Annotated in this window: 10 protein-coding genes, 1 tRNA gene and 3 pseudogenes; 3 read left to right on the forward strand and 11 right to left on the reverse strand. The window is 69.2% G+C overall.

The window, feature by feature from the left end:
• The 4 genes and pseudogenes from AC2VNT_RS05890 to AC2VNT_RS05905 form a co-directional block, all read right to left on the reverse strand.
• Nucleotides 1-2,125 (reverse strand): annotated as a pseudogene (locus tag AC2VNT_RS05890) (NAD-glutamate dehydrogenase); the annotation flags it as partial.
• Between the two features lie 51 nt (nt 2,126-2,176).
• Nucleotides 2,177-3,853 (reverse strand): energy-dependent translational throttle protein EttA, encoded by a 1,677-nt coding sequence (gene ettA, locus AC2VNT_RS05895; RefSeq protein ID WP_486945963.1) that lies wholly within the window; start codon nt 3,851-3,853, stop codon nt 2,177-2,179.
• Between the two features lie 87 nt (nt 3,854-3,940).
• The gene (locus AC2VNT_RS05900; RefSeq protein WP_486945964.1) at nt 3,941-4,405 is read right to left on the reverse strand and encodes a single-stranded DNA-binding protein; all 465 of its coding nucleotides are present in this window, start codon (nt 4,403-4,405) and stop codon (nt 3,941-3,943) included.
• Between the two features lie 158 nt (nt 4,406-4,563).
• Nucleotides 4,564-5,325: an LppX_LprAFG lipoprotein gene (locus tag AC2VNT_RS05905; protein ID WP_486945965.1), complete on the reverse strand. Its 762-nt coding sequence runs from the start codon at nt 5,323-5,325 to the stop codon at nt 4,564-4,566.
• Between the two features lie 176 nt (nt 5,326-5,501).
• Between AC2VNT_RS05905 and AC2VNT_RS05910 the strand changes: the two genes are divergently transcribed.
• Nucleotides 5,502-6,839: an MFS transporter gene (locus AC2VNT_RS05910; protein WP_486945972.1), complete on the forward strand. Its 1,338-nt coding sequence runs from the start codon at nt 5,502-5,504 to the stop codon at nt 6,837-6,839.
• On the opposite strand, the gene AC2VNT_RS05915 is transcribed toward AC2VNT_RS05910, so the two are convergent.
• From AC2VNT_RS05915 to AC2VNT_RS05930, 4 genes are read right to left on the reverse strand one after another with little or no spacing between them, the layout of a single operon-like run.
• Complete coding sequence (locus AC2VNT_RS05915) at nt 6,840-8,861, reverse strand: bifunctional copper resistance protein CopD/cytochrome c oxidase assembly protein (RefSeq protein ID WP_486945966.1); 2,022 nt, start codon at nt 8,859-8,861, stop codon at nt 6,840-6,842.
• 35 nt (nt 8,862-8,896) lie between these two features.
• Nucleotides 8,897-11,239 (reverse strand): glycerol-3-phosphate 1-O-acyltransferase, encoded by a 2,343-nt coding sequence (locus AC2VNT_RS05920; protein ID WP_486945967.1) that lies wholly within the window; start codon nt 11,237-11,239, stop codon nt 8,897-8,899.
• Nucleotides 11,236-12,915, reverse strand: coding sequence for an HAD-IB family hydrolase (locus AC2VNT_RS05925; protein ID WP_486945968.1), 1,680 nt, complete (start codon nt 12,913-12,915; stop codon nt 11,236-11,238). The genes AC2VNT_RS05920 and AC2VNT_RS05925 overlap by 4 nt, the downstream gene beginning before the upstream one ends.
• The gene (locus tag AC2VNT_RS05930; RefSeq protein WP_486945969.1) at nt 12,912-14,384 is read right to left on the reverse strand and encodes a wax ester/triacylglycerol synthase family O-acyltransferase; all 1,473 of its coding nucleotides are present in this window, start codon (nt 14,382-14,384) and stop codon (nt 12,912-12,914) included. Before AC2VNT_RS05930 ends, AC2VNT_RS05925 begins: the two co-directional genes overlap by 4 nt.
• A gap of 295 nt (nt 14,385-14,679) precedes the next feature.
• On the opposite strand from AC2VNT_RS05930, the gene AC2VNT_RS05935 reads away from it, so the two are divergent.
• Nucleotides 14,680-14,753: transfer RNA gene (locus tag AC2VNT_RS05935), tRNA-Arg, on the forward strand.
• A 176-nt stretch (nt 14,754-14,929) separates the two neighbouring features.
• On the opposite strand, the gene AC2VNT_RS05940 is transcribed toward AC2VNT_RS05935, so the two are convergent.
• Both AC2VNT_RS05940 and AC2VNT_RS05945 read right to left on the reverse strand, forming a co-directional pair.
• Nucleotides 14,930-15,136, reverse strand: coding sequence for a hypothetical protein (locus tag AC2VNT_RS05940; RefSeq protein ID WP_486945970.1), 207 nt, complete (start codon nt 15,134-15,136; stop codon nt 14,930-14,932).
• Nucleotides 15,137-15,361 (reverse strand): hypothetical protein, encoded by a 225-nt coding sequence (locus tag AC2VNT_RS05945; RefSeq protein ID WP_486945971.1) that lies wholly within the window; start codon nt 15,359-15,361, stop codon nt 15,137-15,139.
• Nucleotides 15,362-15,657: 296 nt separating this feature from the next.
• Between AC2VNT_RS05945 and AC2VNT_RS05950 the strand changes: the two are divergent.
• Nucleotides 15,658-15,977 (forward strand): annotated as a pseudogene (locus tag AC2VNT_RS05950) (helix-turn-helix domain-containing protein); the annotation flags it as partial.
• A 611-nt stretch (nt 15,978-16,588) separates the two neighbouring features.
• Here the strand turns inward: AC2VNT_RS05950 and AC2VNT_RS05955 are convergent.
• Nucleotides 16,589-17,266 (reverse strand): annotated as a pseudogene (locus AC2VNT_RS05955) (hypothetical protein); the annotation flags it as partial.

The following is a 17,266-nucleotide window of genomic DNA, read 5'->3' on the forward strand; positions in this document are numbered from 1 at the left end:
CGAACAGCGCCTCGAAGAGGGCGACCAGCGAACGCGCGGTGCCGGCATGCTCGTTGAGGATCGAGGCGATGTGGTTCTGGCTGTAGGGGAAACGCGCCTGCCGCAGATATTTCGCGTAGCTGCGCAGCACCACCACCTGCTGCCACGTCAATCCGGCGCGCATGACCAGCTCGTTGAACCGGTCGATCTCGACGCGGCCCTGCCAGATCGCGGTCACCCCGTCGGCGAACCGCTGCTGTGCGTCGGTGCGCTCGGCGTCCGCGGCCGGCATCGCGATCGTCGGGTGCAGCGAGATCTTGAACTTGTAGATCCACACCCGCAGGCCGTCGGAGCGGGTGACGCTGAAGGGCCGCTCGTAGAGCACCACGACGCCCATGCACTGCAGCATCGGCAGCAACTCGCTCAGCGACGCGCCGTGCCCGCCCAGGAACCAGGTCAGCTGGGCGATCTCGTCCCGGGGTTCGTCGGTGGCTTCGGCGAACACCAGCCGCGCCGAACCGTCGGTCAACGTCTCGATGACCGCGATGTCGTTGATCGCCTCCGCCGGCGTGACGTCCTGCTTGTACACCTCGGGGAACGCCGCGGCATAGTGCTCGGCGTCGGCGTCGGCGATGGATCCGCCCGACACCGCGCCGACCAGCCGGTCCGCCCAGGTCCGGGTCGCCTCGGTCAGCCGCGCCTGAATCCGGACCCGGTTGGCCTCCGCGGTGTCTGCGGGTCGCGCGTCCATCTCGTCGGAGAGCCGGACCATGAAATGCACCAGCGCCCACGGCGCTTCGCTGACCCGCGCGGTGTACTCCACACCGGTCCCGCCGAATTCGCCGACCAGGATGTCCTCCATCGCCAGCCGGACCGGGGTGGTGTAGCGGTCCCGGGGTAGATAGACCAGGCAGGACACGAAGCGCCCGGTGCGGTCACCGCGCAGGAACAGCAGCGCCCCCCGCCGCGATCCCAGGTTCGCCACCGCCATCGCCATCGTCAGCAGTTGTTCGGCGGTCATCGCGAAAAGCTCGGAGCGCGGGACGGTCTCGATGATGTCGAGCAGCAACCGGCCGGGATGGCTGGCCTCGCGTTCAGCCAGCGCCAACGCCCGGCGAACCGTGTGCGAGATCACCGGGATGTCGAACACGTTGGCGTTCATGGCCTGGGCGGTGAACAGCCCGACGAACCGGTGCGCGACGATGTCGTCCCCGGTGTCCTCCCGGATCACCACGACGTAGGTGTGCGAGCTGAACCGCATGTAGCTGGGCACGGTGGCCTGGGTCAACGTCAGCAGCTTGTCGCCGGTGAGGCGGGGCCGCACCGATTTTCGCAGCTGCAGCACGCCCAGTCGGGCCGACTCGTCCACCAGCACCTGCCCGTCGCGAACCACACCGCGCTGGTACCCGAGGAAGATGAAGTGGCCGTCGGCCAACCAGTGCAGCAGGGCCGCGACATCGAGCCGGTCCGGGGCGGTGAAGTGCCCGTCGCGGTCGGCCGCGACGTCGGCCGCCAGCGTGCTCAGCGTCGCGGTCATCGCCGCCGAGTCCGTCGCCACCTGACCGACATCGGCCATCACGTCCGGCAGCAGGCGTTCGGCTTCGGCCAGGACGCGGCGGTTGACCGACGGTGAGAGTTGAACGTGAATCCAGGTCTCCGCGCCCGGCGCGACGACCCGGTCGCCGTCGGCGGTGCACGGTTGGATGCTGTGCAACTCACCGGTTGTGTCGCGGCGGACGGCGAACACCGGGCTCATGATGCCCAGGTAGGCCACCCCCAGCCGGTGCAACAGCACCGCGATCGAGTCCATCAGCATGCCGCCGTGCTCGGTGACCACCTGCAGCGCCGGGCCGAACCCGCCGGGGTCGTCGGCCGGGTAGACCGCCACCCGGGTCTCACCCGCCGGGCGGTTCCGGCCGAGCCGGCTGTGCGCGGCCAGCATCGCCGGTGTCACCACCGCGGTCGCGACCCGATCGCCGGATTCGACGAGGTCGGTCTCCTCCTCGCTTCCCAGGGCGTCGCTGTGCGGGCCGCGGTAGGTGCCGACGTAGGCGGTGGCGACCCAGTCGGGGACGGCTGCCGCGTCGGCGAACGGCGTCCAGGGGACCGGGCCGGCCGCACCGTGGGAATGTGGATCAACCGTCACTGGACCCCTCCCGACTCAGCGCCAGTTGCGGCGTTTGCTATCGGGCCAACATTAGTCGCGGGTGAGCCGCCGGTGGGTCACTCGGTGCGGGCGGGCCGCTTCGGCACCGAGCCGCGCAACCTTGTTCTCCTCGTAGGCGCCGAAGTTGCCCTCGAACCAGAACCACTTCGCCTCGTTGTCGGCATCGCCTTCCCAGGCCAGGATGTGGGTGCAGGTGCGGTCCAGAAACCAGCGGTCGTGCGAGGTGACCACCGCACAGCCGGGGAAGTTCACCAACGCGTTCTCCAGCGAGCCCAGCGTCTCGACGTCCAGGTCGTTGGTCGGTTCGTCGAGCAGGATCAGGTTCCCGCCCTGCTTGAGGGTGAGCGCCAGGTTGAGCCGGTTTCGCTCACCACCGGAGAGCACCCCGGCCGGCTTCTGCTGGTCGGGGCCCTTGAAGCCGAACGCGGAAACATATGCCCGCGAAGGGATCTCGGTCTGACCGACCTGGATGTGGTCCAGCCCGTCGGAGACCACCTCCCAGACCGTCTTCTTCGGGTCGATCCCGGCCCGGTCCTGGTCGACGTAGCTGACCTTGACGGTCTCGCCGACCTTGACGGTGCCGCTGTCTGGCTCCTCGAGCCCGACGACGGTCTTGAACAAGGTGGTCTTGCCGACGCCGTTCGGGCCGATCACCCCAACGATGCCGTTGCGGGGCAGGGTGAAGGACAGGTCCTTGATCAGGGTCCGGCCGCCGAAACCCTTGTCCAGGTGGTCGACCTCGACCACCACGTTGCCCAGTCGCGGCCCGGCCGGGATCTGGATCTCCTCGAAGTCGAGCTTGCGGGTCTTCTCCGCCTCGGCCGCCATCTCCTCGTAGCGGGCCAGCCGGGCCCTCCCCTTGGCCTGGCGGGCCTTGGCGCCGGAGCGCACCCAGGCCAGCTCCTCCTGCAGCCGCTTCTGCAGCTTGGCGTCCTTGCGGCCGTGCACGGCCAACCGGTCGGCCTTCTTCTCCAGGTAGGTCGAGTAGTTGCCTTCGTAGGGGTAGGCGCGGCCGCGGTCGAGCTCCAGAATCCACTCCGCGACGTTGTCCAGGAAGTAGCGGTCGTGGGTGACCGCCAGGATCGCACCCGGGTAGGCGGCCAGGTGTGCCTCCAGCCACTGCACACTCTCGGCGTCGAGGTGGTTGGTCGGCTCGTCGAGCAGCAGCAGGTCCGGCTTGCTCAACAGCAGCTTGCACAGCGCGACCCGCCGCCGCTCGCCCCCGGACAGGTTGCTGACCGGTTCGTCCGGCGGCGGGCAGCGCAACGCGTCCATCGCCTGCTCCAGCTGGGAGTCGATGTCCCACGCCCCGGCGTGGTCCAGCACCTCCTGCAGCCGGCCCATCTCCTCCATCAGCTCGTCGGAGTAGTCGGTGGCCATCAGCTCGGCGACCTCGTTGAACCGGTCGAGCTTGACCTTGATGTCGCCCAGGCCCTCTTCGACGTTGCCGCGCACCGTCTTGGTCTCGTCCAGCGGCGGCTCCTGCAGCAGGATGCCGACGGTGGCGCCGGGGGTCAGAAACGCGTCACCGTTGTTGGGGTGGTCCAGGCCCGCCATGATCCGCAGCACACTGGACTTGCCGGCGCCGTTCGGGCCGACCACGCCGATCTTGGCCCCTGGCAGGAAACTCAGCGTGACATCGTCGAGGATGACTTTGTCGCCGTGTGCCTTGCGGACCTTCCTCATCGTGTAGATGAACTCAGCCATGCCGCGGTATCGCCCTCCTGGTTCGGCAGATTCTGCTCGCCGACCATCCTAGAGACTGCGCCGCATCAGGCTCGGTGTGTGTCCACTTCAGGCCGCCGGTTCGTGCTCGCCATCGGCGTCGTCGGTACCGTCCGCACGGTCGGCGCCGTCAGCGTCGGCGCTGTCCGCCGGCGCCGGGGCCGCGTCGACCGTCGTCGGAATCACCTTCTCGACCCGTGCGACGCACCGGGACAGGTCCGGACCGATGCTGGTGGCACGCATCTCCAGGCTCGATCGCCGGATCCCGTCGCGGTCCTCGTATTCGCTGGTGTGCACATGCCCGACGGCGACCACCGGCGAACCCTTCAGCAACGACGCCCCGACCCCGGTGACCAGCCGCCCCCAGCAGTTGACGGTGACGAACAGCGTGTTGCCGGCCTCCCAATCGCCGGCGGCGTTGCGGCGGCGGGAGTTGCTGGCGACCCGCAGCTTGATCACCTCCTGGTCACCGACCCGGCGGCGGATCGGCTCGTTGACGATGTTGCCGACGACGGTCAGCGGTGTTTCGAACATGGTGGTCTACCTTCCTGGTTGTGGCGGTGCGCGTGGTGGCGGTCCCGCCGGTGCTGTCTCCATTGGGCCCGATCCCAACGACAACCCGGCCCGACCCGGCGCCGTGGCCGCGGACTCCTGTGGAAGAAAGACGAACTGGGGACAACCCCGAGCGGCTGCTACAGCAGCGGCTTCTCGACGGTGACCGGCTCATTCCAGTTCGAGAAGAACATGTGGATGGCCTCACCGTCGGCCGGAACCAGCTTCAGTTGAACCAACCGGTGATCGCCGGTCTCCTGGATCCAGACCGTGCACGGCATCCGTCCGGTGGCGTCCAGCTGCGGCAGTATCCCGTTCACCGCGGCGGCGGCGACGTGACCGGTGACCCGGACCGTCTGCTGGTCGCCGAGGGTCTCGCGAGCCTCGACCTCGGGATCGACGACGCTGGTCAGCAGATGGGCCAGCCCGGTGTCCGGGCTCAGAATCGCGGCCGGATCGAAGATCGCGGAAGCAGACCCGTAGTCGACCCAACGAGCACCGGACCGCGCCGCATAGAAGTCACCCCGGAACACGATGAACGTGACGTCGAGGTCCGCACCCCGAAGCGTCACCCGGCCACCGCCCTTGGCGCCGGGATCGGGCTGGTCGGTCAGGTCTGCGTGCAACGACTTGACCGGAATTTTCTCGATGCCACCGACGACCGCCTCGGCCAGCCGAACACCGGTGAGCTCGGCGGTGACCGCGCTGGCCTCCTTGAGGATCGTCGCGGCGTCCGGCAGCGGCGCGCTGGCCTTCTTCGACGAGGTCGGCGACCCCGAGGTCGGCGATCCCGACGCCGACGCCGACGACGCGGGCCGGGACGGCGCCGGAGCCGGCGAGCAGCCGGCGACCAGGGCGACAGCGGAGATCACGGCGACCAACCCAGCCCGGAGCCTGCGCATCCCGTCATCGTAGAGGGTGGCATCCGGGGCCCATTCGGGCTCGGTGGTCCCAGCTATCGCCGAGTCGTTGGTATACGTTGCATGCGGTGGGTACCACAAGCCAGCGAGCCGGCGGTGAACACACTCTCCGACGTAACTGGGCACGCGAAGACATCCGGGTCTCCGATCCGGCGGCGATGCAGCGGTCCATCGCCGGCACCGCGGTCGGCAACCTCATGGAGTGGTACGACTTCGGCGTCTACGGTTTCCTGGCCACCACGATCGCGCAGGTGTTCTATCCCAGCGACAGCGCCAGCGCCGTCGGCTTGATCGCCACCTTCGGCACACTGGCGGCGGCATTCGCGGTCCGGCCGCTGGGTGGGGTGGTCTTCGGCGCCCTCGGCGACCGGATCGGGCGCAAGCGGGTGTTGGTCACGACCGTCACACTGATGGCGGTGGGGACCACGGTCACCGGCCTGCTCCCCGGCTATCAGGCCATCGGCGTCTGGGCGCCGATCCTGCTCATCGCCACCCGCGTCATGCAGGGCTTCTCCACCGGCGGCGAGTACGTCGGAGCGATGACCTACGTCAGCGAGCACGCGCCGGACCGCAGCCGCGGCGCACTCACCGGCTTCCTGCCGTTGGGCACGCTGGGCGGGTACGTGGTGGGCGCGACGGTGGTGACCGGCCTGAAGACCCAGCTGCCGATCGCCGACATGCTGGCGTGGGGCTGGCGGATCCCGTTTCTGCTCGGCGTCCCGTTGGCCCTGGTCGCGTTGTACATGCGGCTGCGGATCGACGAGTCGCCCGCCTACCAGCAGCTGGCCGAGAGCACCGGGGAGACCCCCAGCGGCGGCTGGCGGCGATTCGAGCAGACCATCGTGCGGCAGCGCACCGGACTGCTGATCTGCATGGGACTGGTGCTGGCCGAGAACGTCACCAACTACCTGCTCACCGGATACCTGCCGACGTATTTCAAACAGGTCGGGCGGATCAGCGGCGGGCGCGGACTGGCGATGATCGTGGTGGCGCTGGTCGTCATGCTGCTGGCCGTGGTGCCGGTGGCGAAGTTGTCCGACCGTATCGGCCGCAAGCCGATCATGTGGGCCGGCAGCGGGTTGCTGGTCGTCGGCTCGGTTCCGGCGTTCCTGCTGATCCGGCACGGCAGCCCGTCCTGGATGCGGCTGCTCGGGGTGCTGCTCATCGGGGTGGCGCTGCTGTGCTTCAACAGCACCACGCCGTCGACCCTGCCGGCGCTCTTCCCCACCAACGTGCGGTACTTCGCGGTGGCCATCGGGTTCAACATCTCGGTGGCCGCGTTCGGCGGCACCGCCCCGCTGATCGCCGAAACGCTGGTGTCGGGGACCGGAAACGTCATGGTGCCGGCCTACATCCTGATGGTCGCCGGAGCCGTCGGCGCCGTCACCGTCTGGTTCACCCCGGAGACGGCCGGCAAGCGCCTGCCGGGCTCCGGGCCGTCGGTGGCCACCGAGCAGGAAGCGCAGGCAATCGCCGAAGCCGGCGTCGTCGACTAGCTAGTGCTGACCCGCGGCGTCGCGACGGGACAGCTCGGCCAGCATCGCGTTGTAGGCGGCCAGGTCGGCTTCGTGGTCGCGGCTCTCGGCGCGGTCGAAGCGTTTGGCGTTGCGCTGGTCGCTGCGGGTCCACTGCACCAGCAGGGCGATCATCACGATCAACAGCGGTAGCTCACCGGCCGCCCAGGTGATCCCGCCGGCCAGCCGTTGATCCCCGAACAGGTCGGTGTGCCAGCTCAGCTGCAGCGAACGGTAGAACGACTCCCCCAGCACCGTGTGCCAGCCCATCAACAGCACCCCGAACAGGCCGTGCAGCGGCAGCGCGGCGAACATGACCGCGACCTTGACCAGCGGCGAGATCCGCCGCGGCGTCGGGTCGATGCCGATCACCACCCAGTAGAACAGGTAGCCGCTGAGCAGGAAATGCACGTTCATCGCGACATGCCCGGCGTGGCTGCCGACGATCGCGTCGAAGATGCTGCTGAAGTACAGTCCGTAGAACCCGACGACGAATATCACCGCCGCGATGATCGGGTTGGTGAGGAAGTGCGACACCCGCGAGTGCAGCGCGGCCAGCAGCCACTCCCGCATGCCGGGCGGGTCGTGGCGGCCGGCGGCGGGCAGTGCCCGCAGCGCCAGGGTGACCGGGGCACCCAGCACCAACAGCACCGGAACCAGCATCGACAGCTGCATGTGAACGATCATGTGCATGCTGAACATCGCCGGCATGTACCGCCCCATCCCCGACGAGCTGGCGATCAGCAGCGTCAGGCAGCCCAGCAGCCAGGCAACCGTCCGGCCGACCGGCCAGCCGTCGCCGCGGCGGCGCAGCCGCAGCACCGCCGCCAGGTACAGCCCGGCGAGCAGCAGCGCCGCGGTGCCGAAGACCAGGTCGAAGCGCCAGTCGAACAGGATCCGCGTCCAGGTGGGCGGGCCGGCCAAGTCGTAGCCGATCTTCACCTCGGGGCTCGACGGGCGCAGGATCGGTGGTGGCGGCGGCGGGGTGCGGCCCAGCGCGACCGCGATGCCGAAGGTGGTCCCGAAGATCACCGCCTCGATCAGTGCCAGCCGGATCAGCGTGCGCGCCGCACCCGGCGCCTGCGGATCGGCGCGGAGCACGGCCACCCCGCGGCGGCGTTGTTGCCAGCCGGCCACCCCGAGCAGGCAGAGCGCGACGGCCTTGGCCAGCACCAGCCGCCCGTAGTCGGTGGCCAGCAGATCGGCCGGGGCCAGCCGCACGAACGTGTTGACCACCCCGGAGAACGCCATCGCGGCGAAGCACCACAGCGCGATCGTGGAGAATCGGCGCGCCGCCAGGTCGGCGTGCTCCCCGCCGCGCACCGCGTGCGCGAGCAGCGCCAGCAGACCACCGGCCCACACCGCCGCCGCGACAAGGTGGATCATCAAGCTGTTGGTGGCCAGGTCGTGCGAGCCGCCCGCCGCCGAGTGCCCGGTCAGCCCGAGCGGCACCAACGTCACCAGCGCGCCGACCAGCAGCGCCGGGGTCCACACCCAGCGCAGCACCGGAACACTGAGCAGCGCCACCGCCGCAGCCAGGAACGCGGTCCACCGCCAGGCGGCCGCGACGTTGATCAGGCTGGCCAACGACCACCACGTCACCGGGTTGACGAAGTCGGTCAACGGATGACCGGAGACGTCGGAGATGGTCAGCGGCACCAGCAGCGCCGCACAGACCGCCCAGACGCCGGACGCCACCGTGCCCATCCGCAGCGCCCGGTACCCGGCGGCGTCCAGCACCCCGCTGTCCTGCGGCGGCACCAGGAACGCCGCCAGCAGGAAGGATCCCACCGCCAGCGCCGCCGCCACCTCCCCGGCCGCCCGCACGAACGGCAGTCCCAACGTGGTCGCCGGCCCCGGATCCGGCAGCCCGGTCGCGGCCAGCGCGTCGAGCACGGTCAGCGCTGCGATGCCGGCGGCCGTTGCCCCGGCCAGCACCGCCACCCCGGACAGCATCGGCCACACCGCGGAGCGCCGGGTACGCGTCGACGAGGCGAGGGCCATGCCATCTAGGGTATGGGCGTCCTGCGACAGATTCGCTATCGGCCCGGATGCGGCCGGCGGGCGGCGGCCTCCCGGGCGAAGAACTGGCTGCGCGCGGTCGCCGCGACGTGGTCGAGATCCCTCAGGATGCCCCGCAGCTCACCGCGGAACTTGCTCCGCCGCTCGGCCAGGTGTGGGCCCGCCGCCAGCAGGCCCTGATCGGCCGCGACCTGGCGTGCGGTGGCGAACAACAGCGTCGACACCGGCTCGTTGCTGCGTACCCGGCCCTGCGCGGCGAACTGGCGGCCGACCCCGAGCGCCAACCGGGTCAGCTCCTGCTCGCCGATGTCCGGGGGCGCATCGCGCAGCACGTCGGCGACGATCTCGTAGGCCTCGAAGAACACCCGCAGCATCGCGTCGGCCATCAACGGGCGTTTGTCCCGCAGCATCGCCTCGATCTCCACGCCACCGGCCGCGACCCGGGCCTGCCAATCCTGCTGCCAGGCCATCTCCTCGGTGAGGTGTTCCCGGAACGAGGCCGAATCGGCGAAGTAGAAGTCGAATTTGAGCAGGTCCCGAAGCCGCATCGCCTGGTCCCAGAAGGCCTGCAGCGGGTCGCCGTCGGTGTGCCCGGCGTGGGTCAGCGCCAGCTCGACGATGGACGTCTCCAGGAAGGCGTGGATCACCGAATTGCGGTAGAACGCCGCGGCCAGTTCGTCTTCGGGGGCGATCCGCCAGACCGGTTCCCGCCCGCCGTCGATGCGGGTGACCGGAAGCCCGCCGGAGAGCGCGTCGGCGGCCGCCCGCACCCCTTCGGGGCTGCGCAACCGCAGCGCGCTGGTGGTCATCGGGGTCTGCTTGCGTTCCAGGTAGTCCAGCGAGTCCTGCAGCGTGTGGTGCAACTGGCCCAGCGTCAGGGCCTGACCCCGGGTGGCCAGCAGCAACGTCGCGATCAGTGCGGTCGCACTGATCGGGGTGACCCGCTGAATCCGCCAGGCCACCTCGAAAGCCATCTTCTGCATGGCCAGCCGTTTGGCGTCCTTGTCGGTTGCGGCCGGGCCGTCCGGCGGGCCGAGGTACTGGCGCATCGACACCGCCTCGGGGAAGCGCACATAGATCTTGCCGTAGCTGCGCTCACCCTGAGCCTTGACGAACTTGTACAGCCAGCTCAGCCCCTCGGGTGTCTTCTCCGCACCGCGGGCGTAGGCGGCGTACTCGGCGGTCTCGTGCAGCTGATCGAAGCTGATCGAAATCCCTTGCAGCAGAATGTCGTCGCTGCGGCCATCGAGGTAGGCGTCGGCGACGTAGGTCATCAGCCCCAGTTTGGGCGGAAGCATCTTCCCGGAACGCGACCGGGTGCCCTCGATGGACCAGCTGAGGTTGAACCGTTTCTCCACGACGTAGCCGACGTACTCCCTCAGCACGTACCGGTACAGCGGCTGGTCGACCTTGCGCCGGATGAAGATGACCCCGGAGCGGCGCAGCATCGGGCCCATCAGCCCGAAGGACAGGTTGATACCGGCGAACACGTGGACCGGGGGGAGCCGGTTCTCCTGCATCGCCACCGGGACCACGACGCCGTCGATGTACGACCGATGCGAGAACAGCAGCACCGCGGGGTGGGATTCCAGCGCGGTGCGCATCGCCGCGACCTGGTACTCGTCGTAGTCGATCTCCGGATCGAATCCGCGGCTCACCAGCTTGCTGAGCACGCCGACCACGTCGACCGAGACCCGGCTCCACCCGGTGGCGAGCTCGTCGAGCATCCGGCCGGCCTCCTCGGCGGTGGCTCCCGGGATCTTCTTCAGTCCGTCCCGGAACCGCGCCGACGCCAGGATCTCCGGCTTCACCAACCGCGGCGACTTGTACTGCGGTCCCAGGATCCGGTACTCGGTGCGCTCCAGCGCCAGCAGCGCCCGGCGGGCGACGAAATGGGCGAATTCGCGCGGGTTCTCCCCCGCCGTCTGCTCCGCCCAGCGTGCGCGCAGCTCGGTAACCGTCGCCGGCTCTCCGGCCACCACCCGGGCGCGAGCGGGCTCGCTGTGCACGATGCGCCGCTGCTGGTGCTCGCTGGGGTGGTAGGGGTTCTGCCCGGGCAGCAGCGCGAACACCCGGGACATCGCCGACGCCTCGGCGCGCGGTAGCCAGAACACCCGTGCCGGCACCACCAATCGCCGGTCGTCACGCTGTAGCTGCGCGACGAGCTGAGCCAGCGCCGCCGGCGTCGGATCGCGGCCCGGCAGCCGCAGCACCTCGATCTTGGTCTCCGGATACGCGGTCCGCTGCAGGTCAAGCCAGTCCTTGAGCAGCTGGGTCTCCACCAGCGACGAGACGAATGCCAGCACCAGCGCGTCGGTTGTCGAGCTGAACGTCGAAAGGTCGACCGCCGGGGCCGTCACTTCCGCCCCTTCGCCGCTGCCCGGCCGTCGCCGGCCACCTTGTCGGGGACCGGCTTGGCCACCTTCTTCGCGGCCGCCTTCTTCGGGGTGGCTTTCCGCGCGGCGGCACCGGATTTCTTCGCGGCGGCACCGGATTTCGCGGCTGCCTTCTTCACGGCGCCGGCCGGCCGCGTTGTCCGCCGGTAGAGGCCGACCTCCGGCGGTGCGTCGACCGGGAAGTCGGCCAGCACGTCCAGGTAGAGCTGACGCACTTCACCGATCCGGTCGGCCAGCGTGTCCACGGTCCAGTCGTCGACCGGGATCGGCGGGAAGACCGCGACGTCCACGATGCCCGGGTTGACGGTGAGCGAATCACGGGCGGCGACCACCTCCGCGTTACGGATCACGATCGGCACGATCGGGATTCCGGCCGCCATCGCGATCCGGAACGGCCCCTTTTTGAACGGCCCGACCTCGGTGGTGTCGACCCGGGTTCCCTCCGGCGCGATCACCACCGACAGCCCCTGCTTGGCCCGCTCCTCGACCTGGTGCAGCGACTCCACGGCGGCGGCGGCGTCGTCCCGATCGATGAACACCATGTCGGTCAGTCGGCCCAGCGGACCGGCGATCGGATCCTTCTCCAGCTCCCGCTTGCCGACGCTGACCCAGTTGTCGCGGACCAGTGACGCGGCGATCACCGGGTCGACCTGGTTGCGGTGGTTGAAGATGAACACCGCCGGTCGGGCCGCCGTGAGGTTCTCCTCGCCGAGCACGTTGAGCCGCACCCCGTTGACGCCCAGCAACAGCTGCGGGAAGAGCGCGGTGAAGAAGTTGACCCCGCGACGCCGGCTGCCGCTCAGCAGGCCCACACCCAGCGCGCCGGCACCGACCGGGACGATCGAACCGAGACCGGCCAGGGTGCGCAACTGGCCGACGACGCCGCCGCCGCCCCGGCTGGTGAACCGCAGGATCGGCCAGCCGCGGCGCCGGGCCACCGCCGCCATCTTGCCTTCCGGGTTCGTCGGCCGCGGATTGCCGACCAGGTACATCAACGCGACGTCCTCGTTGCCGTCGGCGTAGAAGTAGCTGTCCTGCAGGTCGATACCGTGTTCGGCGGCGAACTTCTGCACGGCGGCGGCTTTGCCCGGCCCCCACAGGATCGGCTCGGCCACCTTGCCGGTGAGCAGCCCGTCGCGGTCGGTCTCGAACACGTTGGTGAGGGTGTTCTTGATCCCCAGGAACCTCGCCACCGGCAGGACCTGGATGGTCAGCGCCGACGAGCTGAGCACCACGGTGTGGCCGCGGGCGAGGTGGGCGCGGACCAACTCGCGCATCTCCGGGTAGACCCGGGCGGCGATCTTCTGCACGAACAGCCGCTCGCCGATCTCCTCCAGGTCACTGAGCGGACGCCCGCGCAAGGCCGTCGACACCTTGGTGATCAGTCCCTCGAACTCGATCCGGCCGAGCTGGTGATTGAGCCCGGCCTGGAGCATGCCGAACAACTCGCCGATCCCCATGTCGCGGTTGCGGAACCGCTCCCGGGTCAAGATGACGCCGGTGAAGCCGGCGACCAACGTCCCGTCCAGGTCGAAGAAGGCGCCGATCTTCTCCCCGGGCGGGCTGGCGACGATCTCGGCGACCGAACCGGGCAGCCGCATGTCCCGCTGCGCGGTCGATTTCCGGTCGGTGCTGCTCATGCGTCGGATGCCGATCGAGCCGCCGAGTCCTGCGGAGAACCGAAGGACGCCGGCACACAGTGCGGGGCCGGCTCCCCGGCCAGCGCCAACACCTCGTCGAACCCGTCCGCGAGGCAGCGCGCGAACAGCTTCTCGTCGCGCACAGCCGCCCGGTCGTACCGCACGGTGACGGTGCACTCCCCGCCGCGGGAGATCAGCACCACCATCATCGCCACGCCGGGTAATGGCCCGATTCCATAGTGCCGCACCACCTTCGCCCCGGCGATGTAGGTGTCCCCCGGGTAGAACGGCACATTGCTGGCCTGCACGTCGGCCCCCACCACCGAGCCGGTCATCATCTCCAGCAGCGGCATCGGCAGCAGGCTCAACACCGGGGCGACCGACCCGATCACGTCCATGGCGCGTTCTTCCCGACGCTGGGTTATCTGCGCCCGGATCCGTTTCATCCGCTCGACCGGATCGAGCACCCCGATCGGGGCCGCCAGGTTCACCCCGGTGAACCGGTTGCCGCCGCCGGGGTCGGCGTCGACGCGCAGGTTCACCGGAACCGCCATCGGCACCGCCGCGATCGGCACCCCGAGCGCCCGGTGGTATCGACCCAGCGCTCCGCTCAACGCGGCCAGATAGGCGTCGTTGATCGATCCGCCACCGGCCTTGGCGGCCTGATGCAGGTCCGCCAGCCGGATGTCTATCGCCTCGGTGCGGCTGGTCAGGCTGCGCCGGCGCAGCAGCGGCGACGGCTCGGCGGCCTGACTCACCACCCGGCCGCTGGAGCGGGCGTAGTCGACCGCGCCGATCACCGCCCCCAGCGGGTCGCGCGCGCCCCGTCCCACCAGCGACAACGCCCCCATCACCGCGTGGCGGGCACCGCCGATCAGCGCGCCGGGCAGGTGCTTGATGCCGTCCCGCATCAGGTCATTGGGCGACAGGTCCTGCGGTACCGGCTGCGGCGGGGGCGGTTCGGCGGGCGGATTCCGTTCCAGGTCGTAGATCCGGCCGAAGATCTCGGTGCTGCCCACGCCGTCGGTGACCGCATGGCTGAGGTGCAGCAGGGTGGCCGCCCGGCCCTCCGCCAGCCCCTCCACCAGGGTCACCGTCCACAGCGGGCGGGAGATGTCCAGCGGCGACTGCAGGCTGACCTCGGCCAGGTCGAGCACCTGACGCAGGGTGCCCGGCTGCGGCACCCGCATCCGTCGTACGTGGTAGTCGAGGTTGAAGTCCGGGTCCACCACCCACCGTGGTGCGACGGTCGGCAGGGTCGGGACCACCACCTTCTGCCGCAGCCGCAGCGCCTTCCGTGACGCGTTGTCGAAGACGGTCCAGAACCGCTGCCAGTCCGGGGTGATGTCGAGCAGCTCCAGCCCCACGATCCCGGATCGGGTCCGCGGGTTGGCTTCACCACGGTGCAGCAGGTAATCCACCGCGTCGAGCTCGGTGGGCAGTCCGGCGGCGTCCACCGCATCAGCCACGGCCGGCTCCGGTTGCCGACGTGCCCGGCCGGCCGGCCCCACCCGGCGATGTTGACGACACCACTCTCGCCTCCCGCTTCACAGCTGTTCACGCACCAAATTAGTCGGTGTCGGCAGGTGGCGCGAGCCGATTGGGTTAGATCGGCGAGTCGCCCCGACACGGTCGCCGGGCCTGGCTGAATCGCTCTGCCCGCTGGCCGAATTCACACTCGCACGCCCCGACGTGCCAGGGCCGGGGCCGGGGCCCGTGGGGCGTGCCTCGCATCGGGTCGGCAGTGGATAAACTGAGCTACCGGCCTCCGTAGCTCAGGTGGATAGAGCACATGACTTCTAATCTTGTGGTCGCAGGTTCGAGTCCTGCCGGGGGCACCGCAGGTCAGGCGGGGCTTCCAGGCTGGCCGCTGGGCCGCCAGCAGGGGCCGCCCAGCGGCTCCGACCCAACGTGGACGTCGAACTACTCGACGGCGACGGGGGACGACCAGTAACCGCCGGCTGGCCGATCCGCGGCCCGTCCGCGACGCAGGCGATACCAAGGTCGACAGCCATCACAGCGCCCTGTTCCGCACGCTGTCCAAGTTGGCCCGCACCTCTGCCAGCCGACCTGCCAGGTGATCGACATCGGCGACCCCCTCCCCCGGCTGCAGGCGGGCGTCCGCCAGTCGGCGGGTCAGCATCCGTTCGACGCGCAGCAGCTCCCGGGCCAGGGCCGGCCCGCTGGCAATCCGCAGTCGCTGGACCGCCGGCGCGATCACCTAGAACACCCCCGTCCGGCCGTAGTCGATCACCGTCAGCATGGCGGCAAGCCGATCCGGCCGCAGCCGCACGATCGCCGACCCGGCGGCCGGGTGATTGACCCGCCAGGCGTCCACAATCCGCCGTTCCTGCTGTGACAGGTGGACGGCCGGCGGGGCGGACGAGTGGGCGACCGCGGCGGCGACCGGCAGGGCGCCGGGAATCGCATTTTGTATTCCGCTCATAATCTGTTCCTTCCATCGAACGGATTATCTGTTCTTAGCTTGGGATTTCTGTCCCGCCAGTAGATCACGCTACGGACCAGTGCGGGGGCTCACTCCCCAATTCACCCGCCAATTGGGCGGGCGCTACCGGCGTGCACCGCCGCCCACCGGCTGGGGCCGTTAGATGCCGGTGGATATGCTTTACCCTGCGCCGTCGGCTTCCATCTCGTGGCCGCTGGTTGGGGTCCAGCCGGGGGCACCAGGACGCCGGCCGATGCGTGACGTCGGGGCTGCGGGTGATGCCTGACACTCCCGAGATGAGGGCGTTGATCGTGGCCGAGCAGAGGTATCAGGCGGTTATTGCGGTGATTGGCGACGGGTTGCCGGTGTCGCAGGTTGCCGAGAAGGTGGGAGATGTCGCGGCAGACGTTGCACGCCTGGTTGGTGCGGTATGAGGCCGAGTGCCTCGACGGAAGGATCGTTCGCAGCCCCGGCGCTGTCCGAATCAGATAGACGCGCAGGTGGAGGCGCTGCTGTTGGAGTTGCGGCGGCTGGTTTTAGAGCTGGCCAGGCGGGGGCAGGGCGGGTGCCCTTGGAGTCGGTGGCATTCTGGGCGCTACTGCGCGCGGCGATGATCGCCGTCGACATGCACATCGCAAGCGGGCGCCGCCGTGGTGGGCGCGCACGTCCCCGGCGTGCCCTGCCGACCCACCGGCGACCACCCACGCGAACAATCCGGTGGTGTTCATCGACGCGATCAATGATCGAACGGCTGCCCCCGAATCCGTTGCCGCGGGAGGCTTGCCGTCCGAACTCGGGGATCATCACCGCGCGATACCTTACTGACGGCTTTCGTACACGGCTGTTCACACACCGACCAGCACTACGAACTGCGGCACCGCGTCGTGTTCATCGAGGTCTGGCTACGGGCTGGGCCGCCGGGTCCGGGAGTCCAACACGGTTGGCTGAAATCAGGTTTACCGGCGGCGCTCCTTCACCAGAAGGTGAAAACCACTGGCCACGATAACAACACCGCAGACTAGGTCCAGAACGCGTGATCCGGCTGACGAGTCCGCGTTGATAGCTGCGCCGAAGACGACCGCCGCCGCCAACATAACCAGTGCCGACCTTACTTGTGCCCCCCGTGGCAACCGCCAAGGTCGTAACGCCATGTAGACCCCGAAAGGAACCGCGAACGCCAGCGCCGTCAACGAAACGTTGGACATGGCCATCGAAATCTAGTGATCTTCATGGTGGCGCGCACAGGCTGAGGTCGTGCATCGCGCCGCCAGCCGTGATGAAACCGACAACCTTTCCTGGCAGCCCCGGCGCGAATATCATCGTAATTAGTCCACCGCCGACTCTTGCGATGTCCCAGAACTCTGTGCCAGCGCTACACTGCTTTAGCGGATCTTCAAGCACCCAGACACCGGTCCCGTAAAGGTGCCACTCCTTCCCTGGTGGCGGATGCGGTAGGTAAACGATCTCTGGATGAGTTGGGTCTGGGAACCACGGGCGGTCGTTCGGCCAGCCTGGCGGCGGGTGTAGTGGGTCCAGTGGCAGCGGAAACTGTGGTGCTTTCGGCGCTTTGTTGTCAACGAGTTGCACCTGGGGGCCGTCGGATCCGACCGGTTCATCGAATAACCGGTCGAGGTCGCCTACCTCTTGTCTGATCCGGTCGCCGACGTGGGTGTCGACCCCGACCAGCTCCTTGGCGCGTTGGTAGATGGTGTCGGCGGCGGCTTGCGCCCCGGCCGGGTTTTCTCCGGTCGGGTCCTCCACGGCGTAGTCGTCATAGACGATGAAACCGGCCTCCTGGGCAGCAGCGTCGGCATAACCCAGCGCGTTCTGCGCCGGCAGCACATCACCGGCACCGGTGCGGGCCTCCCGAGCCGAGTTACGCAGGCGTTCACCACCGTCTGCGGC

This window comes from Mycobacterium sp. TH-M15, from assembly GCF_057473705.1.